General features: G+C 34.1%; 21 protein-coding genes. 16 read left to right on the top strand and 5 right to left on the bottom strand.

Features of this window, described 5'->3' with window-relative positions; genetic code table 11:
- The first annotated feature begins 192 nt into the window (after nt 1-192).
- The 3 genes from GKF99_RS04600 to GKF99_RS04610 all read left to right on the top strand — a co-directional run bounded on the left by GKF99_RS04600 (nt 193) and on the right by GKF99_RS04610 (nt 3680).
- On the top strand, nt 193-1782 hold the full coding sequence (locus GKF99_RS04600; protein WP_154272758.1) for a potassium/proton antiporter: 1590 nt from the start codon (nt 193-195) through the stop codon (nt 1780-1782).
- 76 nt (nt 1783-1858) lie between these two features.
- Nucleotides 1859-3040 carry a cation diffusion facilitator family transporter gene (locus tag GKF99_RS04605; protein ID WP_154272759.1) on the top strand — a complete coding sequence of 394 codons (1182 nt, stop codon included), beginning with the start codon at nt 1859-1861 and terminating at the stop codon, nt 3038-3040.
- 1 nt (nt 3041) lies between these two features.
- A complete protein-coding gene (locus tag GKF99_RS04610) occupies nt 3042-3680 on the top strand; it encodes a phosphatase PAP2 family protein (RefSeq protein WP_154272760.1) in 639 nt (212 codons plus the stop codon).
- A 33-nt stretch (nt 3681-3713) separates the two neighbouring features.
- Here GKF99_RS04610 and GKF99_RS04615 read toward each other — a convergent pair whose 3' ends face one another.
- Nucleotides 3714-3971 carry a hypothetical protein gene (locus GKF99_RS04615; protein WP_154272761.1) on the bottom strand — a complete coding sequence of 86 codons (258 nt, stop codon included), beginning with the start codon at nt 3969-3971 and terminating at the stop codon, nt 3714-3716.
- Nucleotides 3972-3981: 10 nt separating this feature from the next.
- A complete protein-coding gene (locus tag GKF99_RS04620) occupies nt 3982-4482 on the bottom strand; it encodes an ECF transporter S component (RefSeq protein WP_154272762.1) in 501 nt (166 codons plus the stop codon).
- 398 nt (nt 4483-4880) lie between these two features.
- On the opposite strand from GKF99_RS04620, the gene GKF99_RS04625 reads away from it, so the two are divergent.
- Together GKF99_RS04625 and GKF99_RS04630 are read left to right on the top strand one after the other, a co-directional pair.
- Nucleotides 4881-10718 (top strand): cell wall-binding repeat-containing protein, encoded by a 5838-nt coding sequence (locus GKF99_RS04625; RefSeq protein WP_154272763.1) that lies wholly within the window; start codon nt 4881-4883, stop codon nt 10716-10718.
- Nucleotides 10719-10815: 97 nt separating this feature from the next.
- Entirely contained in the window at nt 10816-11991 is a 1176-nt protein-coding gene (locus tag GKF99_RS04630; RefSeq protein ID WP_154271766.1) for a carboxypeptidase-like regulatory domain-containing protein, read from the top strand.
- Between the two features lie 68 nt (nt 11992-12059).
- Here the strand turns inward: GKF99_RS04630 and GKF99_RS04635 are convergent, their stop codons facing one another.
- From GKF99_RS04635 to GKF99_RS04645, 3 genes are all read right to left on the bottom strand, one after another.
- On the bottom strand, nt 12060-12458 hold the full coding sequence (locus tag GKF99_RS04635; protein WP_094206601.1) for a DUF3139 domain-containing protein: 399 nt from the start codon (nt 12456-12458) through the stop codon (nt 12060-12062).
- A 65-nt stretch (nt 12459-12523) separates the two neighbouring features.
- Complete coding sequence (locus tag GKF99_RS04640; protein ID WP_094206602.1) at nt 12524-12976, bottom strand: small multi-drug export protein; 453 nt, start codon at nt 12974-12976, stop codon at nt 12524-12526.
- 8 nt (nt 12977-12984) lie between these two features.
- Nucleotides 12985-13635: an HAD family phosphatase gene (locus GKF99_RS04645; protein ID WP_154272764.1), complete on the bottom strand. Its 651-nt coding sequence runs from the start codon at nt 13633-13635 to the stop codon at nt 12985-12987.
- 161 nt (nt 13636-13796) lie between these two features.
- Here GKF99_RS04645 and GKF99_RS04650 point away from each other — a divergent pair, with 161 nt between their 5' ends.
- The 11 genes from GKF99_RS04650 to GKF99_RS04700 all read left to right on the top strand — a co-directional run bounded on the left by GKF99_RS04650 (nt 13797) and on the right by GKF99_RS04700 (nt 25167).
- Nucleotides 13797-15029: an aminopeptidase gene (locus tag GKF99_RS04650; RefSeq protein ID WP_154271768.1), complete on the top strand. Its 1233-nt coding sequence runs from the start codon at nt 13797-13799 to the stop codon at nt 15027-15029.
- The gene (gene pepF / locus GKF99_RS04655; protein ID WP_154272765.1) at nt 15029-16825 is read left to right on the top strand and encodes an oligoendopeptidase F; all 1797 of its coding nucleotides are present in this window, start codon (nt 15029-15031) and stop codon (nt 16823-16825) included. The genes GKF99_RS04650 and pepF overlap by 1 nt, the downstream gene beginning before the upstream one ends.
- A gap of 52 nt (nt 16826-16877) precedes the next feature.
- Nucleotides 16878-17762: an ABC transporter ATP-binding protein gene (locus tag GKF99_RS04660; protein WP_154255038.1), complete on the top strand. Its 885-nt coding sequence runs from the start codon at nt 16878-16880 to the stop codon at nt 17760-17762.
- Nucleotides 17755-18507, top strand: coding sequence for an antibiotic ABC transporter permease (locus GKF99_RS04665; RefSeq protein ID WP_154255037.1), 753 nt, complete (start codon nt 17755-17757; stop codon nt 18505-18507). The genes GKF99_RS04660 and GKF99_RS04665 overlap by 8 nt, the downstream gene beginning before the upstream one ends.
- Entirely contained in the window at nt 18497-19168 is a 672-nt protein-coding gene (locus GKF99_RS04670) for an antibiotic ABC transporter permease (protein WP_154255036.1), read from the top strand. The genes GKF99_RS04665 and GKF99_RS04670 overlap by 11 nt, the downstream gene beginning before the upstream one ends.
- Nucleotides 19168-20469 (top strand): MFS transporter, encoded by a 1302-nt coding sequence (locus GKF99_RS04675; protein ID WP_154255035.1) that lies wholly within the window; start codon nt 19168-19170, stop codon nt 20467-20469. The genes GKF99_RS04670 and GKF99_RS04675 overlap by 1 nt, the downstream gene beginning before the upstream one ends.
- Before the next feature lie 10 nt (nt 20470-20479).
- Nucleotides 20480-20932, top strand: a complete 453-nt coding sequence (locus tag GKF99_RS04680) for a M3 family metallopeptidase (protein WP_227930593.1) — start codon at nt 20480-20482, stop codon at nt 20930-20932.
- 45 nt (nt 20933-20977) lie between these two features.
- Nucleotides 20978-21367 carry a hypothetical protein gene (locus GKF99_RS08685; protein ID WP_094205012.1) on the top strand — a complete coding sequence of 130 codons (390 nt, stop codon included), beginning with the start codon at nt 20978-20980 and terminating at the stop codon, nt 21365-21367.
- An 89-nt stretch (nt 21368-21456) separates the two neighbouring features.
- Entirely contained in the window at nt 21457-23199 is a 1743-nt protein-coding gene (locus tag GKF99_RS04690) for an ABC transporter ATP-binding protein/permease (protein WP_172976422.1), read from the top strand.
- Nucleotides 23186-24844 (top strand): thiol reductant ABC exporter subunit CydC, encoded by a 1659-nt coding sequence (cydC, locus tag GKF99_RS04695; protein WP_094224104.1) that lies wholly within the window; start codon nt 23186-23188, stop codon nt 24842-24844. Before GKF99_RS04690 ends, cydC begins: the two co-directional genes overlap by 14 nt.
- A gap of 5 nt (nt 24845-24849) precedes the next feature.
- Entirely contained in the window at nt 24850-25167 is a 318-nt protein-coding gene (locus GKF99_RS04700; protein WP_154255034.1) for a nitrous oxide-stimulated promoter family protein, read from the top strand.
- Nucleotide 25168 lies beyond the last annotated feature (1 nt).

Consider the following 25168-nt stretch of genomic DNA (forward strand, 5'->3'; position numbering starts at 1 on the left):
TTGGAAAATTTGAGTTTTATTTATTGAAATAATTTATAAATGGGCTGTTTTCAGGGTAAATTTGTGTCATTTTCTATAAGTGGCATACAATTAATAGATTTTTTATACAAATAATCAATTTACGATTATGATATACTATAGTTAATTGACATTTAGTTATTAATTTATTCATCGATTTCCCAAGGAGGATTTATGTATATTTTAATCGTGGCAGTTGTGCTTTTGTTGGCGCTTTTGGCTGTTAAATTTTCAAATAGATATGGTATTCCGTCGTTTCTATTGTTTATTATTTTAGGAATATCGTTTAATTTTTTCGCAAAAGATTTCAATAATTACAGGTTTGTGGACGAATTTTCAAGCGTTGCGCTTTTGATTATTATGTTTTACGGTGGTTTTGGTACGAATTTGCAAATGGCAAAACCAGTGACAACGCAGGGAGTTATCATGGCAAGTGCAGGTGTTGTGTTAACGTCTGTTCTTACGGGAGCTTTTTGTTATTTTGTACTTAAAATCAGTTTCGTGGAATCCATGCTTTTGGGTTCTGTCGTAGGTTCCACGGATTTTGCTTCGGTGAGTTCTATTTTACGAAGCAAGAATTTGAACCTTAAATACTCCACTGCATCAATGCTTGAAATCGAAAGTGGTTCTAACGACCCGACAGCTTACACTATGACTATGATTTTCTTGTCTATTTTGATGGGGTCTAAGACTTCTGTGTTCAAACTTATTTTGCTTCAAGTTGGAATTGGGCTGTTGGTAGGATTTTTGATGGCGAAATTGACCGAAAAATTGATTTTCAAGATAGATTTCTCACAAGATGGTTTATTCACTGTTCTGATTATTTCCTGCGCACTTTTAACTTTTGCGATTAGCAAGAATTTGGGAGGAAATGCGTTCTTGTCAGTGTATGTACTGGGAATTATGATTGGGAATTTGGAATATTATAGGAAGAAAGAGATTGTGTTCTTCTTCGATGGTTTTTCGGGAATAATGCAGATTGGTTTGTTCTTTTTGCTGGGACTTTTGGCAGATCCTAAAAGCATCGTGAAGGCTGTTCCTGTGGCTTTTTTGGTGATGGTTTTTATCACAATTATTGCAAGACCATTGGCAAGTATACTGCTTTTGAAACCTTTTGGCTACAAGAAGAATCAACTTATTGTAATTTCTGCGGCGGGTTTCAGAGGTGCGGCTGCGATTGCGTTTGCGATTATGGTTATAAATAGTAACGCAAAGTTATCTGTGGATTTGTTCCACATAATTTTCGTGATTTGTCTGTTGTCTTGTTTAATTCAAGGATCCCTTTTCCCGATTATTTGTAGGAAAACCGATATGATTGACCCTGACGATACTGTGCTTAAAACTTTCAACTACTACAGCACTAAAAGCGATGTTGGTTTTATCGAAACGAAAATAAATGAGCACAGTGAACTTGTAGGAAAAAAGGTTAGTGAGATTGGGCTTCACTTCGATATAATTGTTGCAAAAATTATAAGAGATAACAAACTTGTAGTTCCACGTGGTGATACTGTGATTTGTGCAGATGACACTGTTATAATTGGCGGCAAATCTTATTTTGATCCGACAGGTTACGGTTTGGTTGAAATCACAATCAGCGACAAAAACAACTGGAATGGCAAGAAGTTAAAGGATATCGACATGATTGATTCTGAACTTGTGGTTATGATTCAATCAAAGAACGGCGAAATCATCGTTCCTTCGGGCAATGTTACGCTTAATGTTGGGGATAAGTTGATTATTCTAAAAGAAACAGTAAGATTGTAAATATTTTGTTAATTGTGAACATTTGATATAAACTCTGATATAATAATAAAATAATTACATTTTAAGGAAGGATTTTATGATAGATTTTTTGATTCAAAAATTTGTTAAAAATTACGAGGACACGCAAAGCTTCACTACGCGTAGATCATACGGGAATTTGAGCAGCGCTGTGGGATTGTTCATTAACTTATTTTTGTTTTCTACTAAACTAATAATAGGATTACTCACTAATTCCATAGCGATAATGGCTGATGCTATCAACAATTTATCGGATTGTTTCAGTATTATTCTGATGGTTCTAAGCTTTAGTATGAGCACGAAACCCGCCGATGAAAAACATCCGTACGGTCATTCACGATTGGAGTACATCTTCTCGTCATTGATTACGATTTTGGTCATTTACATCGGGGTGAAATTGGTCGTTGCATCATTTAAGAAGATTATTCATCCGGAAGTCATCACATTCAACATTTACTCGTTGATCGTTCTAATCGTAGCGATTGTGGCGAAGTTTTGGCTTAGCAAATTCTACTACAAAATTTCCAAGAAAATCGACTCTGATTTGTTGATGGCAACATCTGTGGATTCAAAAAGCGACTGTATATCCACATCAATCGTACTTATATCTGTTGTAGTGTTCAAGTTGACAGGACTTAATATCGACGCATACATCGGACTTTTGGGTGGTGTTATCATCATCAAAAACGGATTTGAAATGATAACTGACACTGTGGACAAACTTTTGGGAACGGGTGCATCTAGAAAATTCGAGCGTGAAATCACTGATTTCATCACATCTTATGACGGTATTTACGGTGCACACGATTTGAGAGTTCACGATTACGGCCCAGGTCACATCTTCATAACTGTGGATGTCGAAGTGAACAGCTCCGAAGAATTCATCAAACTTCACTCGTTGGCAGACCAAATCGAGAGAGATTTGATAGAAAAAAAGGGCGTGTATTCGACGATTCACATGGATCCGTTGGCAGTAAACAATCCGAAAGTTCAAAACTTGCACGAAATTGTCGAGAAAATCATCGACGATGTCAACGAAGATTGGATATTGAACGATTTTAGGATTTGTCCGAAAAAAGAAGGCGACGAGATGATATTCGACATAAGAGTAGATATAGATGAGAAAATGGAAGACAAGCAAATAGTCGATATTGTGAAAGGCAAAATCCTATCGCAAATCACTGACTACAAGCCAATCATAGCGATTACAAGAGGATATCAAAGAAGAAACTTTTATTAAAATGAAAAACATTAAACGAATTTATGACAAAAACCCACTCAAATTCATACTAGAAGTCTACGCAGTGTATTTGGTGTGGTTTTTTGCAATGGAAAAAATACCCAATAGAAATTATCACATAGTATATTCGAAACTAGACGACTACATTCCTTTTTATAAACCAGCGATACTTATGTACTCATCGTGGTTTCTGATGCTAGTGATACCATTTGTCTACCTTTTAAAGAGAAAATCATACGATAATATGTACAACATAATTATCCCGATGTTTTCTGTGATGTTCATATCACTGATAATTTATATGATATATCCTACAGCACTTGACATCAGAGTAACTGATATCACTGGAAATGATATTTGTGCGTGGATAATAAAGGGAATTCACAAGATAGACCCACCAAATAACGTGTGTCCAAGCATTCACGTATCTACAACCGTGATAATTGACAATCAGTTTCGAAGAATATTGAAAAATAAAGGAAAATCGAAGGTTTTATTATTATTGTGGGATGTGGGAATTTGCATAAGCACAATGCTTGTAAAACAACATAGCATTATAGATGTAGTGTGTGGAATTATTCTAGCTCATGCTATACTTTTCGTATTCAATAGAAAACAAAACACAGCTTATCACTATTAGTGACAGGCTGTGTTTTTTGGTTTGTAGAATAATTTATTTGTTTGAAACTGGGAAAACAAATGATAATATCATTAAAATCGCAAACGCGAAAATTGATATAACATTGATTATAACATGCAATAATCTGAGATTTTTGTTGGATATTTGATTTCGTAGCGCCAAATTCAAAATAGCGAACGGAATCAAATACAACAAAACAAAACCTTGTTGACCGAATCCATCAAAAAATATCAGTCCGATTAATACAATAATTTGTGCTAAATAAGACAAAGGTATTAATAATTTCTTCATAAAATACTCCCTAGTCTTTCAATATAGATTTAGTTATTTTCAAAAATCTCTTCCAAATAAGCGCGAAAATAATGAAGTTCACAGCGGCTTGGACTGAGTTTGGAAGAATTGTAGCGATTGCCGTTTTGTTTCCGTAAAGAATTACAGATGTGAAGTAATATCCCACGACCATCACCAATTCGCAAATAATTCCAGCAATTAGAACGGTGGATGTTTTTTGATTGTTGACTTTCTTCAAGAACAATCCCATTACAAGAGCCATCAAACCCTTGACAACGAATGTAAAAGGTGCAAACGCTGCATAACCAAGCAACAAATCCGCTAAACTTGAGCCAAACGCAGCGGAAATCATTCCTATAACTGGTCCAAATGCGACAGTGGATAATAATATAATGAAGTCTCCAAGATTAACATAGCCCATCGCAGGTGACACTGGGATTTTGATTACCATCGTGAAAAAAGCCGTAAGCGCGATGAAAATCGCAGTTGTAGTAATTTTTCTAGTATTCATTTAATCCTCCTCATATATATTATAGAGTATTTGTGTGGTGGTTGATAGTAACAAATTATGAAAAAATTATGGTAACAGATTTCATAATAAAATTTGTTTGAAAAAATATTTTTGAAAAATAATGTAACAAAAAGGCACGTTTTACACATTATTATTCAATTAAATAATAAAAAAACAATGAACAATAAATATTATCAGTAATTTGTCCAAACAAAACAAGGAAATTTACAAACTAAATAAATCGTAACAAAAAAATGAATGAAAACGATAGAAGTATATTTATAAAATAAGAAATTCAAAAATAGATTGACATTTACTATGTAGTTAAGTAAAATTATGTTATGAGCAAAAAGCAAATAATTTTGCCGTTTTTGCGTATAAAAAAGTAGGAGGGAAATATGAAACCATATTCCAAAAAGTTTTTAGCTGGTGTGTTATTGTTTTCATTGGTATTGCCGAGTGCAACGACATTCGCAACTAATCAAACAGACAGCACTACATATGCTAAACTTCAAGAACAAGGCGTAAAGGCAGACGAAGAAGTCAAAGTTATCGTAGAAACTAGTGACAAGGCTGCTATCGAAAGAGAACCAAACGTAAAGAGCGCGAGATTCTCAAAAGCTGTGAAGGCATCTGAAGCAGATGTAAAGAAAACTTCAGAAAACATCAAAACTAAACTTAACAAAGAAAACGTTAAAGTTGACAAAGAAGATGAATTTTCTGCAGTTATCACAGGTTTCTCAGCTAAAGTTAAAGCAAAAGACATCGACAAATTGAGAAAACAACCAGGAGTTAAAAAAGTCACAACTCAAATGAAGGCTGAAAGACCAAAAGGAGGAGCGTCTTCAAACTTGGCTTCAGCTCCAGGAATGATTAAGGCTGATACTTTGTGGGATCAATACGATTTCTCAGGACAAGGAATGTTAATTAGTATTATAGATACTGGTGTAGATCCATCTCACAAAGATATGAAATTATCTCCTGATGTTAATTCAAAGTATAACAGCGAAGACGAAGTTAATAAAGTAATTAAAGAAAATAGATTAAAAGGTAAATGGTACAGCAATAAAGTACCTTATGGATACAACTACGCTGACGAATCACAAGAAATTAGAGATTCTGGTATCGGTGGATACCACGGAATGCACGTAGCTGGTATAGTTGCTGCAAATGGTGATGCAGAAAATGAAGGAGTAAGGGGTGTAGCACCAAACGCACAATTATTAGCGATGAAGGTATTCAGCAACGATGCATTAGTATCTACAGTTTACGAAGAAGTATGGTTGAAAGCGATTGACGATTCAGTAAAACTTGGTGCAGATGTATTGAACATGAGTTTGGGAATGGGATCAGGTTATAGTAGAGATGGCGTGTCTCCAACAAACGAAGCATTCAATAAAGCTAAAGCTGCCGGAGTTGTATGCGCAGTTGCCATGGGTAATGACCGTGTTACAAACTGGGGTGGCGAAGGCAAGACTAACTTAGCGATAAACCCTGACTTTGGTACTACAGGACACCCTGCAGTTGCAGATCCATCTTATGCAGTAGCATCAATGGAAAACATAAAAATGAGAGGAAGAGTTGTAGAAGTTGAAGGACAACCTGACATCTCAGCAGGTACCGCAGAAGGCGAAAACGAAAAGACAACAACAGGAAAGAAACCATACGTTTATGTTGGATTAGGAAATTCTGATAAAGATTACCAAAAAAATAATGTAAAAGACGAAGATGTAAAAGATAAAATCGTTCTTGCAATGAGGGGAGACGGATCCTTTAATGATAAAGCTCAATTAGCAAAAACAAAAGGTGCAGCTGGTATTATAATTTACAACTCTCCAGAAGGCAACAACTTGTCATTTATGTCTGGAATGGAAAATAAGGAATTTCCTTCAGTATTCATTAGTAACAAAGATGGAGAATATTTAAAAAAACTATTAATAGATAACCCACAACAACAAATCAACATCACTCCAGTACATTCTATTAAGAATCCAAAAGGCGAACAAATGAGTGAGTTCTCATCTTGGGGAATTACTCCTGATTTGAGATTAAAACCAGATATCGCAGGTGTTGGTGGACAAATCTACTCAACAATAAATGAAGATAAATACACTATGATGAGTGGTACATCAATGGCAACTCCACAAGTTGCAGGTGCAAGTGCATTAGTAATGCAAAGATTGTACAAAGATGGTTGGTTAAAGAGAACTGCTGATGGAAAACCAGACCCAATCCAAGAATACTTGACAGTTTTGGTTATGATGAACACAGCAACTCCTATAGAAGACAAAGAAGTAAAAGGTGCTTCAGCTTCATTGTACACACCAAAACAACAAGGTGCAGGTCTTGTTAACCTTGAAAATGTAGTTAAGACAAATGCAACTGTTACAGCTACAGGTGGAAAAGACGACAAAGAAGACGGTAAACTAGAACTTGGAGAAGTTGGAGAACAATTTAATGCAACATTCAAATTGAAAAACTACTCTAAAAATGACATCACATTTACACCAAGATACATCTCATTAAAAGATGAAGTTAAAGATGGAAGATACACAGAACATTCATCTGTTGCAGAAGAAAAAGAATTACCACAAGTTACAGTAAAAGCTAACAGTGAATTTGAATACAAAGCAACAATATCTACAAAAGGAATTGACAAGAATCAATTTGCACAAGGATATGTAATGTTTGAATCCAAAACTAACCCTACACTTTCAGTTCCTTACACTGGATTCAAGGGCGATTGGTCAGAACCACAATTCTTGGACAACATGCCTGATTTCAGCGACGATGTCAACTACAAACCACTAGTATATGATAATGGTGGAATAGATAAATCAGGATTTATGAGAAGAGGAAAAGAAGGCGGATGGAACTACTGGAATGCTTGGAATGTCGATGGCAAACCAACTGTATTCGTTAATTCACGTGATGACGAAAAATTAAACTCAGAAGTTGCACCAGTAATCACAATTATGAGAAACGCTCTTGATGTAAAATACGACATCTTAGACAAAGATGGCAACACATTGAGAAACTTATTCATCGACCCAATTCTTCTAAAAGTAAATGGATTGTACAAAGACAATGGTAAATGGAACTTCGAATACGTTCCTGGAGGAGCAGCTTGGGATTTCAAAGATCAAAACGGAAAACCTGTTGATGAAGGACAATACATCTATAAAATCACAGGACACGTTGATTACAAAGATGCTAAGGAACAAAAATATCAATACAACATATTGTTAGACAATACAGCACCGAAATTAAGCTACAAATACAATGCAGATAACAGAACTATAACTGTAACTGCAAAAGATAACTTAGCAGGTGTATTTAGCGTAGGATACGAAAACACTAAAACTGGTCAATGGTACGAACAAGAAGTTAGAAGAGATGATCAATTCAAAGACGTTGGAATAGTAAGAGATTACTCTTATACATTCGAAATAGCTGAAGGATTTGACTTGGCTAACCTAAGCATTTACGCTTGGGATAACTCAAGAAATGTCGCTGGAGAAAATGTTGACACGGGTGTGACTGATCATGATATCAAAACAACAGATATGACATTGAGAGTAAATGACCCAATGCCTACAGTAGAAGAAGTTAAGAAACATCTAGTTGGATTACCAGAAGGTGCGAAGGTTGAAATAAAAGAACCTGAATATATTGAAAACACTCTTAAATCCACTGAAAAAGCTGGAGAATTTACGATTACAGCGGCAGTTACTGTTGATGGAGTTGAAACTTATTACTATATTAAAGTTAAAGTTGAAGCAATCAAACCAATTGAATTAAAAGTTGGGGATAAGACTCTTAAAACAGAACAAATAAAAGAACACCTTGACTTCTTACCAGAAGACGCAAAAGTTAGAATAATTAAGAATGTTGATACAAAAGAACCTGGTCAATATGAAATAAAAGTAAAGGTTAAAATTGGCGACAAGGAAATTTACTACACAATTCCAGTTATTGTAAAAGGTGAAGAAAAACCAGATGATAAGCCAACTCAACCAGAAGAAAAACCAGAAAAACCAGTTTACACAATGCCTGTAATCACTGTTCAAAACCCTGATTACTATGCAGCATTTGGTAAATACGAAGACAAAGAAAACCCAGAATCTTACAAGAAGATTCACGTACAAGGTAATGTTACTCACATTGACCAATTAGACAAGTTAACATTAACTATCACTAAAGATGGTAAACAAGTTGAAGGAACTGAAGTTCAAGAAATCAAAGTTAACAAAGATAAAGATGGCAATTTCGTATTTGATCACGAATTAGACATTTCTGGATTGGAAGATGGATTTGTTTACGAATTGCAACTAAAAGTTACAGGACAAAACATCGAAGGACGTAAACTTGAAGATACTATTATCAGAAGAATCAGAAAAGACTACGTTGCTCCAACAGTTGAATACACTGTAGAACGCGAAGATGAAAAAGCTCCAACAGCTAAAATCAAAGTAAAAGGTCATGAAAACATGACTTATTTGGAAATGTATCTTAACGAATCAATGCTTTCAAGAATAGACAAAACTTGGGATGCCTTCGAACTTGAAGAAGGCGTTGACGGAGAATTCGAAATAGAAGTTCCATTGGAAATCGGCGAAAACAAATTCCAAATCAAAGCATACGACGATGCAGGAAACGAAACAATCGAAGAAGTTGTAATCAACAGAAAAGATCCTAACGTAAAAGATCCAGTTGATACAACAGACTTATTGAACAACTTATTAAAAGCACATTCAATAGTAGAAGTTCCTGAAAAATACGAAGTGACTGATGAACAATTAGCTGAACTTAAAGATTTGATTGAACAAGCAAGAAAAGCTATTGCTGAACAACAACCACAAGACAAGGTTGATGAAATCAACAACAAATTAAAAGAAGCTTTAGCTAACATTAAAGAAAAAGAAGCTAAGAAAGTTGATAAGAAAAAACTTGTCGGTCAAAAAGAAGATGCAGAAGAATTGTTGAAGAAGAAAGATGATTATAAACTTAACGAACAACAAGAAAAAGCATTACAAGATTTGATACAAAAAGCTGAAGATTTAGTTAAGAAAGAAGATGCAACTCAAGAAGAAGTTGACAAATTAGCTAAAGAAATCGAAGCTGAAATAGCTAAGATAAAAGAAGCTGGAAAACCAGGAAAAGAAGATCCAACAACACCAGATAAACCTGGCAAAGAAGATCCAACAAAACCAGATAAACCTGGCAAAGAAGATCCAACAACACCAGATAAACCTGGCAAGGAAGATCCAAAAGATCCAGGCAAAGATAACCCAGGAACAACACCAGATCAACCTGGTACAGTAACACCAACACCAAGCGTACCTGGAACAACAACTCCAAGCACACCAGCTGAACAACAAAAAACTACAACAAGAGTTGCAGGAGCTGACAGAATTCAAACATCAGTAGAAGTATCCAAGAAATACTACGAATCTGCTGAAACAGTAATCATAGCAAACTACGAACAATTCGCAGACAGCTTATCAGCATCAGCATTATCAAAACAATTAAAAGCACCAATCCTACTTGTACAAAAAGATCAATTAGATTCAGTAGTAGCACAAGAAATCAAGAGATTAGGAGCTAAGAATGTAATCGTAATAGGTGGAGAAAAATCAGTAGATAAAACAAAAGACAGCCTATCACAATACAACGTTAGAACAATAGCAGGAGCTAATCGTTATGAAACAAGTGCAAAGATTGCACAAGAAGTAATCAAGCTTACAGGAACTAAAAAAGCTGTAATAGCAAGCGGAGAAGTATTCGCAGACGCATTAACAGTAGCGCCACTAGCTAACAAAAACAACATGCCAATACTACTTGTACAACCAAACAACATACCAAAAGCAACACAAGAAGTATTGAAACAAATTGAAGAAGTAATAATTGTAGGTGGAGAAAAGACAATCTCTAAAGAAGTAGAAAACAAACTTCCAAACCCTACAAGAATAGCAGGAGCAAACCGTTACGAAACAGCGAAGAAGATTTACGAATATGGCTTCAAAGATAGAGTAGAAGTTAACATCGCAAACGGAACAGTTCCAGCAGACAGCTTAGTAATAGGCTCTATTGATTGCCCAATATTATTAGCAGAAGCAAATGAAATTCCAGAAGCTACAAAACAAGCTTTCCAAGAATCAAAATTTGAAAAAGTTAATGTATTTGGTGGAGAAAACTCAATAAGTGAATCAGTTGTAAAAGAATTGATCAAATAGAGTAAGAAAAGTCGCACGATATTTCGTGTGACTTTTTTTGTCTAAAATTGGGAAAAAACGCTTCTTTTATGATATATTATTAAATAGGAGAAGTGTTATGAAAATTTTGAAAAAACTACTATTTGTTTTAGTGGTGATAATTATGATACCTCAAATCGCCACAGCATCAGAAATAGATAAAATAGACAATATAATCAATCCAAATAGAGGACAAAATGATAGTGTCAGCAAGAAAATTATGCAAAACTTTAAAACTAACTTATCATTTGCAGTAAAACAAGCGATGGACGAAGATAATGCTATATTAAAAATTACCGTATTGGACAAAAAAAGCAAACCAATACCGAAAGTTGAGATAATAGTAACTGATCTTCAGACTGGCAAATCTCGAGAAAATCAGACAGATGAAAAAGGAGAAGCACAATTTTATAAGCTTGCACCATCAGAACATTCCGTGAAGGTAGTGTCTGCTCCGTCGGGATATTTCTTCGATGAACAAAAAGTATTACTTGAAAATAACACCGATAATTCCAAAACTTTGATTGCCAAGACAAGAGAGGACAAGGACAAGAAATACAAAATAACTTATAGAATAACAGACAAATACGCTGTTGCCCTGAAAGAAATAGATGTCAGATTGCAATCGGATACAAAAGAATACTTGTCAAAAACCGATATGTTTGGTTATGCGTATTTTGAAGTAGAAGATCCTGGAAAATATCAGGTGTACGTGGACAAAATGAGTGAATATTTTGAAAAACATGACAATTTCAAAATCAATGACATTGAGATTAATCCAAATTCAGAAGAATCTATTTATAGTTCACAAATAGACGAACAAATCAAAAAAGAGTTCGAATCAGCACTTATAATCAACGTGAAAAAAGCCGACAAACCACAAGAAAAAGTTCTGGTTTCATTAAAAGACAGAAGAACAGATATGTATGCATTCCAGTACACAAATAAAGAAGGAAAAGTAGTATTCGACAATTTGTTTCCGGGAAACTACGTTCTTACTGTAAATAACGAAGATAGATTGACAGAAAACGGAGTCGGAGGAGTTATATTAAAAGAAGGACAAGTGCGTGAGTTCGATGTAGTATTGTCACAAAGTGATTTGTCTAAGAAATCCCTTGTGGTAGAAAAGAAAGAACACGTCGATGAAAAACTCCCAGAATCGGGAAATAAAGACGAAAGAATGATGATTTTATTCTCGGTGGGAATAATAGTGTTGGCGTATTTGTATTTGAACAAACAAAAAGAACAGAATTAGAAATTGCCTAGAATAAAAGTGAACCACAAAATTTTGGTTGGTGGTTCACTTCAAAATCTAGGTAATTTTTATTTATTATTTGTTAACTTATCTTCCCAATCAAAAGGCAAAGGAGGGTATTTGAATTTTTTTCTTTCATTGACATCTAATGACTTATATTTGCCATTTAAATTATATTCTATTGAATACACCATGATTTCTTTATAATGAGTATAAATATAGTTAATTGAGTATCCTTCAGGATCCTTTAATTTAACTTTGTAATTATAAGAACCATCCAGATAGTTTTTAAAAGATGTTATCTCTTTTATGTTATCTTTTTTTATCCCTTGAACTTCCATGTATTTGTACAACTTTTTGTATCCATAATGTCTTTGAACGGGAACAGCTATAATCCATTTTCCAGCTATAAATACCACAAGACATAGTAGTAGTATTTTAACTATTGAAAACTTTTTCTTTTTCATTTGCAGCACACCTCTCTTTGATATTATTATACCCCAAAACAAAAAAAGGTGTGAGATTTCACACCTTACTTAATTACATTTAACACACCCATTGTTGAAAGCATCACGATAGTTCCTGCTGTGATGACTCCAAGTGTTATGGGAAGCATACTTTTTTTGGGAGTTAATCCCAAGAATGATGCCACCAATGCGCCAGTCCAAGCGCCTGTTCCAGGAAGTGGAATCGCCACCAAAATGTAGAGTCCTAGTCTTCCGTACTTGTCGATTGTCTTGCTTTTTTCTTGTGCTTTTTTGTTAATCCAATCCACAAATGGTTTGAAAGTGTCGATTGTATCCAACCATTGTAGGACTTTTTGTGTCAACAAAATCAAAAATGGTATTGGCAATATGTTGCCAATCACAGACAAGAAGAACGCTAATGCAGGGTTAATGTTATTTGCAAGTGCGTAAATCATCGACCCTCTGATTTCCAAAACAGGAAGCATGGACAATATGAACATATAAATTATTTTATTCATACAAACTCCTATTTAAACAAATCGTAGTCCAAATCATCGTATGATTCGATGTATTGGTCCACTTTTTCATCAATTATATCATAATCATTAACAGTGGACTCGTCAGTTATTCCCACGATTTTAAATCCCATTTTGTCCACAGTGTCGATGCAGTAAAGCGCATCTTCAAACACAATCGTGTTGTCAACATTAGAGCCCAATTTTTCCAAAGCACTATTCCAATATTCGTCTTCGTATTTGTGGTAGCCTACCGATTTACAAGTTTGTACGAATTCAAAATAATCAAGTATTCCTTGTTTTTCAAGAGCGGGAATTGCCAAGTGGTCTTCTGTGGCTGTTGCAACACACATTTTAATTCCCATTGATTTTAGCTTTTCGAGCATATCCAAAACGCCCGGTTTCAAATCAAATTCATTCATATATCCGTTTCTAATTGTGTAATATATAAAGTTCAAACCATCGTCTGTGGTTTTTTTGATGTCAAAAGTTTCGTGAATGTAATCAATAGATGTCAAAAGTGTTTTGGTTTTGATTTTCTTGATAAAATCATCGTCTGGTGTTATTCCCAAATTTTTCATGTAATCTAGTATAACTCTGTTCCATTTGTACATGGAATTAATCAAAGTACCATCCATATCAAAAATTGCGTATTTAATCATAAATTCATCCTTTCATTTATATTTAGATTTTAGTATATGGGGTATGTAAAGTCAATCAAAATCCAGTATTTTTACTTATTTTACAAATATTTTAATTTTATAAAATTGAAAAATAATCGGGAAAACCATATAATATTATTAGTGATACGAGGAGGAATAATATGGAAAATTTTGACAAAAAACTAAACAATTACGCAAGACTAATTATCGAAAAAGGAATCAATGCAAACGATAGACCACTTGTAATTCGTTGTGCGGTTGAAAGAGCTGATTTTGCTAGACTTTTGGTAAAATACGCTTACGAAAAAGGCTGCAGTGAAGTTATCATGGAATGGAATGACGATGAAATCAACAGAATGTACTACGAAAACGCATCAGAAGAAGCGTTGAAGGACGTTCCGGCTTTTTTAGTTGAAAAATCCAAATACTATTTTGAAAAAAAGGCAGGGGTGATATCTGTATCTTGCCAAGACCCTGAAAACTTAAAGGGAGTGGATCCCGACAGAGTTCAAATGAGATCCAAGGTTTTTGCTGAAAAGATGAAACCAATTCAAAAATACACAATGAATGACATCAACAGCTGGTGTGTTGTAGCAGCTCCAAGTGTTGGCTGGGCGAAGAGAGTGTTCCCAGAACTTTCAGAAAAAGAAGCTGTAGAAAAATTGTGGGATCAAATCTTCAAGGCGACACGTTCTGACACCGAAGATCCTATCAAAGCTTGGGATGAACATTTGGACACAATGGACAAACACGCAGAGTTTATGAACAAGCACCAATTCGTGAAGCTTCACTACACAAATTCATTGGGAACTGATTTGACAATCGAACTTCCAAAAGGACACGTGTGGATAGCTGCACAATCCACAGATAATTACGGGAATGATTTCGTGCCAAACATTCCAACAGAAGAAGTGTTCACAGCTCCTCACAAAGACAAGGTAAACGGCGTTGTTTACAGCACTAAGCCTTTGAATTACGGTGGCAACACTATCGACAAGATGAGATTTGAATTTAAAGATGGAAAAGTTGTGGATTTCGATGCAGAAATTGGCAAGGAAACTTTGAAGAATATGTTCGATACTGATGAAAACGGAAAATACTTGGGAGAAGTGGCTCTTGTTCCTTACGAATCTCCAATTTCCAAATCAAACGTCACATTCATCAAAACATTGTACGACGAAAACGCATCATGTCACCTTGCATTCGGCCAAGCTTATCCAACTTGCGTAGAAGGTGGAGTGGACATGAGTGAAGATGAATTGAAGGAAAATGGAATCAACGATTCATTGATTCACGTGGATTTCATGGTTGGTTCAGAAGATATGAGAATCGTTGGAACTACAGCTGACGGCAAAGAAGTAGAAGTATTTAAGGAAGGAAACTGGGCAATCTAATGGATATACTAAAATATTGTAAAAGAGAAGAAGCAGACCCACAATACATGTGGGATTTGTCTGCATTATATAAAACAGAAGAAGAATTCGAAAAAGCAGTCCACACAATTGATTTGATGGCGGATGATTTCAAGAAAAATTACGAAAACAAACTCAAATCAGCAGACATCATCAAAAACGCAATGGACGATTACAGAGATATCGTGGCTAATATCGACCGCATCGCACACTACGCATCACTTGATGTGGAAGCAGACGGCCACAACGAAAAATCCCAAAAAAGAGCCATGACGACATTCACAAAAATCGCAGACATCGAAAACAAAATGAGCTTTTTTGAAACAGAACTCGTACAAGTTGACGAACAAACACTTGAAGAAGTGAAAAACGACACCAACAACACAAGATACATCGACGATTTGTTGAAGAAAAAAGAACACATCTTATCCAAAGAAGTGGAAAATGTTATAAGCAAATTCTCGCAAACATTCAGCTCATTCTACGAAATCTACAACACAACTAAAATTCACGACATCACATTCCCTGATTTCGAAGTAAATGGCAAAAAATACGAAATGACTTACAATTTGTTCGAAGGAGTTTACGACAACGACCCCGACACAGATTTGAGAAGAAAATCATACGAAGTGTTCTACAACGAACTTGCAAAATACAAAAACACAACAGCGATGATTTATCTATCACATTGTCAAGCAGAAAAGGCAGAAAGTGAACTAAGAGGATACGATTCAGTTATAGATTTCTTGTTAGACAGACAAAACATTTCTCGTGAATTGTACGACAGACAACTAGATGTAATCATGCAAGAACTTCCGAAACACATGAGAAAATACGCCCAAATCATTAAAAAAGAATACGATTTGGACAAAGTTACATTCATGGACTTGAAGCTAGATGTGGAAAACTCATTCTCCAAAAACATTTCAGTAGAAGATGCAAGGAATTTGGTCAAAGACGGACTTTCAATCCTAGGAGAAGATTATTCCAAAATGCTAGATCGTGCATTTGACGAAAAATGGATTGACTTCGTAAACACATTCGGAAAATCAACAGGAGCATTCTGCGCATCGCCATTCTTGGCACATCCTTACGTGTTGATATCTTGGACTGGCAAACTAACAGAAGCCATCGTATTGTCACACGAATTGGGACATGCAGGACAATCCTACATCTCACAAAAAACACAAAACGTGTTGGACAACGATCCATCAATGTACTTTGTGGAATCACCATCCACAACAAACGAACTCATCATGAGCAGATACTTGCTAGAAAAAGCAACAACTGACCAAGAAAGAAGATATTTGTCCGGACAAATAATCTCCAGAACCTACTTCCACAACTTCGTCACACACTTCATCGAAGGATACTACCAAAGAGAAGTGTACAAATTAATTGATAAGAAAGAAGGATTCACAGCCGATGATTTGTCCAGAATCTTCAAAGAAACACTACAAAAATTCTGGGGAGAAGACGTTGAAATCAACGAAGGATCAGAATTAACATGGATGAGACAACCTCACTACTACATGGGATTGTATCCATACACTTACTCCGCAGGACTTACAATCGGAACACAAGTATCCAAAATGATTGTCGAAGAAGGAAAACCAGCAGCAGACAGATGGCTTAAAGCATTGGCGCTAGGCTCCACACAAGATTCCGTCGGAATCGCAAAAGCCGCAGGAGTAGACATCACAACAGATAAACCACTCAAAGACACCATCGAATACATCGGTAAAGTAATCGATGACATCGAAAAATACGACAAATAATATATAATTGGCATCGGTATCGGTGCCATTTTACATAGATAAGAGGCAACAAATGTATATACAATTTAATAATATTAAAAAATCGTTCGACGGAAATACTGTACTTGACGTTGAGAATTTACAAATAGAAAAGGGCGAAATAGTTTCAATTATCGGAAAAAATGGATCCGGTAAAAGCACACTAATTAAAATTTTGTGTGGATTATTGTACCAAGATCAAGGAGAATGTATGGTTGATAATATATCCAACAAAAACTCTAAAATCAGAGAACACACCAAACTTGTGCTCGAAAGTGGTGGAGGATATTACGATTATTTAACAGCCACTGAAAACATCATGTATTTTCTCGGACTAAACCACGTTAATTACAATGAAGATGAAGTGCATAATTTGATGGAAAAACTAGATTTTACAGAGTTCAAAGACAAAAAAGTATCAGAATTATCCCAAGGAAATCGTCAAAAACTTTCACTCATAGTTACACTTCTAACCAATCCCGACATAATTTGCTTGGATGAACCTACCAACGGATTGGACATCAATAGCATGAATATTCTGTTGAATTTTCTACACAAAATAGCAGTTGAAGACCAAAAGACAGTCATCTTCACAAGTCACGATCTATCATTTATGAAAAACATCAACTCCAGATTAATACTAATAAATGAAGGGAAAATCGTATTGGATAAACCATCAAAAGAGTTGTTTGATTCGAAAGACTTACAAAAAGACATCATTGAAATAGAAAACACCAACAGAAATCTACTAGATAATTTGAAGAAAACGAAATACGAATTTACCGACAATTCAATTATATTGTCGGTTTACGATGAAGATGAGAAGGAATTTCTACTGAAAAACTGTGACATCATAAGTATGAGAAAAGAATCTTTAAATGCAGAAGATGTGTACTTCAGGGTGATTTCAAATGTTTAGTAAATTGTTATTGGAATTTAACAGAGATTTCTCAGAAATCAAAAAATACAAATTCAACGTCATATTTGCAAACATCGCAGTGCTTTTGATGGCACTTTTCATCATAGATGGGCTGTTTGTAAAAGAAAAAGAAATCGTGTTTTTGATGATGATATTGTGGTATTATGCGACTTATGCGATTGAATCACCAACATTTTTGATACAAAACGAAATAACAGACAGAACACTGATATCAATTGTCCAATCAAAAACAGGGATACTATCTGTAGTTTTGTACAGAAATTTAGTGGAATGTTTGATGAATACGATAAAAGTAATAGTGATATTCACACTGATATTTGTATCAGTAGACTTTGATTATTCGAAATTCAACCACATTCCTATAATAATTTTAGTGATGGTTGTGTCTGTGTTCATACTTTATCAATTAGGCACTTTCTTATCAAGCTTCACATTATTATATAAAAGACTTGGAAGTTTTGTGGCATTGGCTGAAACATATATGTTGTTTTTCGGAGATATTACAGTAAAAGTCAACAACAAAGCACTTGTACTTATTAATAAAATGATATTCCCATTTAACAACGCTCGTGAAATCTTCACACAATTACAACTGAATAATGTGAGATATGATTTGATAATACAGCTTTTGATACAAGCTGTTGTATTGTCCGTTTTGGTCAAAATTTCATACGACAAAAACATTCAAACAAGCATGAAAAGAGGTAATTTGTATGGGATATAAATACGGAGAATTACGAAAATACATCGACGAAAACAAAAACTATAAGATAGAATTTTTCTCAAAGCTAATATCGGATATTATCATGCTTGCAGGCGTTTCATTTATGCTAAAATCGACAGACAATTGGAACAATGAATCGTTCACGTATTTTTTGATATGGTATTTGTTACAGACAGTGTTGTTTGAACTCGTTAAATCCATAGAATTTGAAATCAAAAGCAACGGTATGATTAATATGATTGCATCCAGAACAAGCATAACGATGATTTATTTCAAAAGAAGCATCGTTTGGTTAGTAAAAGCTGTGATTTTATTTTCGATTGTAATATTTTTATCGGGAAATGGATTGAATGGGATAATACAATTCAAACCAAATCTGATTGTAGCTATAATATTCTCTTTAATTTTCATGTATGGCGTGTTCTTCTTGTTCATGGCACTCACATTTATTTACGAACGTGTAGCATCATTTACAGGATTTATCACGACAGCTTTTTTGATATTTGGCTACAAACTCACAATAACACAAGAAATCAGAAAAATAATTGTGGGAAATCAAGCAGATATGAAGAAAATTGTGCTGAATTTGATCCTTTTATATGCAGTGTCCTATCATTTTATGAAAAAAGCAAGAACGAAATTACAGTATAGGGGATTCTAATGAACGAAAAATTTAAAAAGTTTATGGTAGTTTGGTTTGGACAATTTGTGTCGATGCTTGGGTCGGGGATATCATCATTTGGATTATCATTGTGGATTTTCATGATGACGAAAAGCGCTACGACTTTTGCGATGACATTTTTAGTTCAAATTTTACCGGGTATTATATTTGCGCCATTTGCAGGATCAATGGCAGACAGAAAACAACGAAAACATATTATAGTGTTAACCGATTCACTTGATGCAGTACTTAAAGTTATACTTATGATTTTACTTGCGACGGGAAGTATGAAAGTGTGGATGGTGTATCCATTGACTTTCTTGTCGCAAACTTTGGGTACATTTCAAAATCCAGCATTCAATGCGACGATTCCACTTTTGGTTGAGAAGAAGGACATTCCAAGAGCGAATGGTTTTATGCAACTTATCAGGGCTATTCAAAATATGCTTGCACCGTTGATTGCAGGTGCGTTATTTCCATTTATAGGATTGACGGGATTGTTTGCAATTGATTTTGTAACTTTCTTCGTCGCTATTTTGACGATTTTACCTCAAAAAATCGAGCAAGAAATCGAAGAAGTTAAGGAATCTAACTTCACTAAGACAATTGTTAGTGATTTGAAAATAGCTTTTGAAGTGTTAAAACAAAAGCAAGGATTTATACAAATAATAGTCGTGTTTTCAATATTGAATTTTGTGGCAAATATAGCTATGGTTTTGGTTGGTCCGTTGGTAATGAGTAATTATGACACAAAAATTTACGGGCTTGTGAATTCTGTGTCTGGAATTGCAATGGTGTTAGGTGGAGTAATTTCTGGCGCAATTCCAAGTGAGAAAAACAAAGTAAGATCGATTTTCCTAAGCTTAATAATTTGTTCAATTGGATTGATAGTAATGGGAATAAATTACAGCTGGATTGTTATTGCTGTGGGATTTTTCTTATTTATGATTCCTACTCCTTATGCTAATGGAACTTTCGGTTCACTGATGCAATTGAAAATAGAGACTAAAATGCTTGGAAGAGTGGGTTCACTGGTGGATTGCTTGATGAAAATCATCACACCTATAGCGATTATTTTGGCGGGATTTTTGGCAGATAATGTGTTCAATCCACTTTTAGTAAAGGGCGGAAAATTATCTGACACTTTTATCGGGAAAATCATTGGAGTTGGAAATGGCAGAGGAATTGGGCTGTTATTTGTAATTTGTGGAACAATTTTATTAATCATTTGTGTGTCTATACTTTTGAATAAAAACATTAACCGACTTGAAGAACTAAACCCAGATGTAATTAATGATTAGTTTAGTGTAATTGGGGTATAAATACACAGAAACAGTTCAATCTGGAGATTGGAAAGCTGAAAAACACGTTCCAGTTATTCATATCGATAAAAAAGAAGGATTCACAGCAGATGATTTGTCAAGAATTTTCAAAGAAACACTTCAAAAATTCTGGGGAGAAGACGTTGAAATCAACGAAGGATCAGAATTGACATGGATGAGACAACCTCACTACTACATGGGATTGTATCCATACACTTACTCCGCAGGACTTACAATCGGAACACAAGTATCCAAAATGATTGTAGAAGAAGGAAAACCAGCAGCGGACAGATGGCTTAAAGCATTGGCATTAGGCTCCACAGAAGATTCTGTCGGAATCGCAAAAGCTGCAGGAGTAGACATCACAACAGATAAACCACTCAAAGACACCATCGAATACATCGGTAAAGTAATCGACGACATCGAAAAATACGACAAATAATAAGAATGGCATCGGTATCGGTGCCATTTTACATAGGAGCATCTAATGTATATACAATTTAATAATATTAAAAAATCATTCAACGCTAAGACAGTGCTTGACGTTGAGAATTTGCAAATAGAAAAGGGCGAAATAGTTTCAATTATAGGAAAAAACGGATTTGGAGGAATTCAAATATTCAAATCAAACATACTACTGTCAATATTTTTATCGTTTGTATTTATGTATGGAATATTCCTGTTATTTATGGACTTAGCATTAATTTATGAAAGAATAAGTACATTTACTGGATTTATTACTACTGCTTTTTTGATATTTGGATATAAACTAACCATTGTACAAGAAGTTAAAAATATAATAGTAGAAGGACCTTTTGACTTGAAAAAAGTGGTATTTAATGCTATATTTGATAGTGTTAGTGATAATGGTTTTTAATATTATTTGTAATCGTGAATAAATTTATTAGTTTAAATGAAATTTTATTTTAAATGTAAATTTAAATTATATAGTGAGGAGAAATTTATATGATGATTGATAAAAGACTTATTAAAATAGTCGAGAAAAGCAAAAAATACGTTACATTAAATGTTTTGAGTCAATGGATATCATTGGTAGCAAATATTGTAATGATGTTTGCAATTACGAAAGTTTTAGGTAAACTTTACGATAAAACTTTAGATAAAAAAGATATTATTTATCTTTCAGTAGTGGTTCTATTTTGTTTGTTAACTAGAATGATTTGTTATTTTCTATCATCGAGAATGAGTTATTTATCTTCAAAAGAGGTTAAGATTACTTTTAGAAAAAAGATTTATAGGAAGTTACTTTCATTGGGAAGTTCTTATCGTGATGATGTTAATACTTCTGAGATAGTTCAGGTAGCGGTAGAGGGAGTTGATCAGTTAGAAACTTATTTTGGTTCGTATTTGCCACAATTTTTTTATTCTATGTTAGCACCTGTAACTCTTTTTTGTGTTTTGGCTCCGATAAATTTTTCTTCTGCGATAATATTGTTACTTTGTGTTCCGCTTATTCCAATTTCTATAGCAGTAGTAATGACTTGGGCTAAGAAGTTATTATCAAAATATTGGGGACAATATACTGCTTTAGGCGATACTTTTTTAGAAAATTTACAAGGATTGACTACTCTGAAAATTTATCAGTCAGATGAATTTAAGCACGAAAAGATGAATGAAGAGTCGGAAAAATTTCGTAAAATTACTATGAAAGTATTGGCTATGCAACTAAATTCCATAACGATAATGGATGTAATTGCTTATGGTGGAGCTGCTATTGGTTCTATCCTAGCTGTGTATAATTTTAAGACTGGAAATATTGATTTGTCGGGTTGTATACTTATTATTTTATTATCAGCAGAATTTTTCTTGCCTATGAGACTTTTAGGTTCGTTTTTTCATATTGCAATGAATGGAATGGCAGCAAGTGGCAAAATTTTTAAACTCTTAGATATTACTGAATCTGAAGATGGCGAGTATGAATTTAAAATGGGAGATATTGAAATCAGAGATGTTAATTTTTCTTATGAGGAAGATAAGGAAGTATTACATAGAGTAAATATGAAGTTGGAACACGGAAAATTCACAGCTATTGTAGGCGAGTCAGGTTGTGGGAAATCGACAACTGCAGCGATTTTAATGAAAAAAAACAAAAATTATTATGGATCTATAAAAATATCTGGAATCGAACTTTCTAAAATTACTGAAAAAAGTATTATGGAAAATATAACGTATATTGGACATAATAGCTATTTATTTAAAGGTACTGTAAGGGAAAATCTTTTAATAGCAAAGCCAAATTCCACAGATGATGAACTTTCAAGCGTTTTAAAAAGAGCTAAATTATTTGATTTTCTTCAAAATGAGAATGGTTTGGATACATTGGTTAGCGAAAAAGGAGGAAATTTATCAGGAGGTCAATGTCAAAGATTGGCATTAGCGAGAGCTTTACTTCATAATACTCCGGTGTATATATTTGACGAAGCTACATCAAATATCGATTTAGAGAGCGAAGAGGCTATTATGAATGAAATTCATAATTTAGCAAAGTATAAGACTGTAATTATGATTTCTCACAGGCTTGTCAATGTCAAAAATTCAGATGTTATTTACGTCATGGATAAAGGTCGTGTAATAGAAAGTGGCAGTCATGAATTATTGTTAGATAAGGGTTGTGTTTATGCTAGTTTGTGGGAAACTCAGCAAGAATTAGAATGTTATAACAAGGAGGAGAACCATGAAACAACGTAATGGATTTATTGTTATGAAAAAATTAATAGGATTGGTGAGACCGCTGACTGGATATATGATTTTGGCAATTATAATGGGATTATTGGGAAACTTATGTGCGACATTTATCACGGTGTTAGGAGGAGTTGCCCTATTAGATGTGCTAGGACAATCTGTGAAATTAACTTATATGACTGCTTTTGTTATGTTGGTGGTATTTGCGTTGATAAGAGGATTTTTAAGATATGCAGAGCAATCTTTTAATCACTACATTGCTTTTAAATTATTGGCTTTGATACGAAGTAAAATATTTTTTGCTTTGAGAAAGCTATGTCCCGCAAAATTAGAGGGAAAAGACAGGGGGAATTTAATTTCTTTAATTACTTCTGATGTAGAACTTTTGGAAGTTTTCTACGCACATACTATATCTCCTATTGCAATAGCAGTTTTATTTTCGGTAGTTATGGTGTTGTTTATAGGAAGTTTTCATCCAATATATGGATTTATTTCTGCAATTGCCTATATAACTGTGGGGATTATTTTACCAATACTAATGAACAGATTAGGTGGTGAAAATGCAGTTAATTTTCGTAATAAATCTGGAGAATTGTCGAGCTTTGTATTGGATAGCATGAGAGGTTTAGATGAAACTATTCAGTATGGAGATGGTGAAAATCGTTTAAATCAAATAGATAAAAAATCACAATTGCTATCTGACATAGAAAAAAATATGAAGAAAAATATGGGAATTAATGCAGCAGTTACAAATGGAGTAATCATTTTATTTGATATTTCCATTTTAATTTGTGCAATTTTATTGTATGAAAAAGGAGTTGTAAATTTTTCGGGAGTATTATTGCCGTTAATCGCGTTGATGAGTTCTTTTGGACCGGTTATATCATTGGCAAATTTGGGAAGCACATTACAAAACACGTTGGCAGCAGGAAATAGAGTTTTAGATATTTTAGAGGAGGAACCTCTTGTAAAAGATATTCAAGGAAAATCAGAAATAAAATTTCAAGGAGCTTATGCGAATAACGTTAGCTTTGCATACGAAAATGAAAAAATATTAAAGAACTTTTCAATGGATATACCTAAAAATAAAATTATAGGGATTGTAGGAAGAAGTGGTAGCGGGAAATCAACTATATTAAAATTATTTATGCGATTTTGGGACGTTCAAGAGGGAGAACTAAAGATTTCTGACAAAAAAATCTCTGAGATTAACACAAAAAATCTCAGAAATATGGAAAGTTTTGTAACTCAAGAGACCCACTTATTCCACGATAGTATAAAAAATAATTTAAAAATAGCAAAATTAGATGCAACCGATGAAGAGATAGAAAATGCTTGTAAAAAGGCGTCTATTCACGATTTTATTATGACGTTACCTAAAGGATATAATACATCGGTTGGAGAATTAGGAGATACACTTTCAGGAGGAGAACGTCAAAGGTTGGGACTTGCTAGGGCGTTTTTGCACGACGCACCTTTTATGTTACTAGATGAACCTACATCAAATTTAGATAGCCTTAATGAAGCTGTCATTTTAAAATCTCTTTATCAACAACAAGATGGTAAAACGGTAGTATTGGTCTCTCATCGTCTGTCTACAATGAGAATTGTGGATAAAGTATATTCAGTAGAAAATGGTAGAGTGAGTTAATCAAAATGGATATAGACAAAAAAAGAAAAAAAGAAATAAAAATGATAAGCAATATGATTGACTTATATTGTAAGAAGAACCAGAAATCAAAAGAGGACTTGAGTGATTATGAAGAATTAAAAAATTATGCTATTAAAAAGATAAATTCTTGTCCATTTATGGAAACAAAGACATTTTGCTCTAATTGTAATGTTCATTGTTATAAACCGGATATGCGTAAAAAAATCTGCGAAGTTATGAGGTTTTCTGGGCCACGAATGATTTTTTATCATCCAATTATGACTATTCATCATATAATTTTAAGCAAAAAAAGAAAGAAGTAGA

The sequence above is a fragment of the Finegoldia sp. BIOML-A2 genome (genome assembly GCF_009678315.1).
GTDB lineage: Bacteria > Bacillota > Clostridia > Tissierellales > Peptoniphilaceae > Finegoldia > Finegoldia magna.

Bases quoted from the DNA above. Each gene is read 5' to 3' on its own strand.
- GKF99_RS04600 (WP_154272758.1), top strand. From the start codon at position 193: ATGTATATTTTAATCGTGGCAGTTGTGCTTTTGTTGGCGCTTTTGGCT.
- GKF99_RS04605 (WP_154272759.1), top strand. From the start codon at position 1,859: ATGATAGATTTTTTGATTCAAAAATTTGTTAAAAATTACGAGGACACG.
- GKF99_RS04610 (WP_154272760.1), top strand. From the start codon at position 3,042: ATGAAAAACATTAAACGAATTTATGACAAAAACCCACTCAAATTCATA.
- GKF99_RS04615 (WP_154272761.1), bottom strand. From the start codon at position 3,971: ATGAAGAAATTATTAATACCTTTGTCTTATTTAGCACAAATTATTGTA.
- GKF99_RS04620 (WP_154272762.1), bottom strand. From the start codon at position 4,482: ATGAATACTAGAAAAATTACTACAACTGCGATTTTCATCGCGCTTACG.
- GKF99_RS04625 (WP_154272763.1), top strand. From the start codon at position 4,881: ATGAAACCATATTCCAAAAAGTTTTTAGCTGGTGTGTTATTGTTTTCA.
- GKF99_RS04630 (WP_154271766.1), top strand. From the start codon at position 10,816: ATGAAAATTTTGAAAAAACTACTATTTGTTTTAGTGGTGATAATTATG.
- GKF99_RS04635 (WP_094206601.1), bottom strand. From the start codon at position 12,458: ATGAAAAAGAAAAAGTTTTCAATAGTTAAAATACTACTACTATGTCTT.
- GKF99_RS04640 (WP_094206602.1), bottom strand. From the start codon at position 12,976: ATGAATAAAATAATTTATATGTTCATATTGTCCATGCTTCCTGTTTTG.
- GKF99_RS04645 (WP_154272764.1), bottom strand. From the start codon at position 13,635: ATGATTAAATACGCAATTTTTGATATGGATGGTACTTTGATTAATTCC.
- GKF99_RS04650 (WP_154271768.1), top strand. From the start codon at position 13,797: ATGGAAAATTTTGACAAAAAACTAAACAATTACGCAAGACTAATTATC.
- pepF (WP_154272765.1), top strand. From the start codon at position 15,029: ATGGATATACTAAAATATTGTAAAAGAGAAGAAGCAGACCCACAATAC.
- GKF99_RS04660 (WP_154255038.1), top strand. From the start codon at position 16,878: ATGTATATACAATTTAATAATATTAAAAAATCGTTCGACGGAAATACT.
- GKF99_RS04665 (WP_154255037.1), top strand. From the start codon at position 17,755: ATGTTTAGTAAATTGTTATTGGAATTTAACAGAGATTTCTCAGAAATC.
- GKF99_RS04670 (WP_154255036.1), top strand. From the start codon at position 18,497: ATGGGATATAAATACGGAGAATTACGAAAATACATCGACGAAAACAAA.
- GKF99_RS04675 (WP_154255035.1), top strand. From the start codon at position 19,168: ATGAACGAAAAATTTAAAAAGTTTATGGTAGTTTGGTTTGGACAATTT.
- GKF99_RS08685 (WP_094205012.1), top strand. From the start codon at position 20,978: ATGTATATACAATTTAATAATATTAAAAAATCATTCAACGCTAAGACA.
- GKF99_RS04690 (WP_172976422.1), top strand. From the start codon at position 21,457: ATGATGATTGATAAAAGACTTATTAAAATAGTCGAGAAAAGCAAAAAA.
- cydC (WP_094224104.1), top strand. From the start codon at position 23,186: ATGAAACAACGTAATGGATTTATTGTTATGAAAAAATTAATAGGATTG.
- GKF99_RS04700 (WP_154255034.1), top strand. From the start codon at position 24,850: ATGGATATAGACAAAAAAAGAAAAAAAGAAATAAAAATGATAAGCAAT.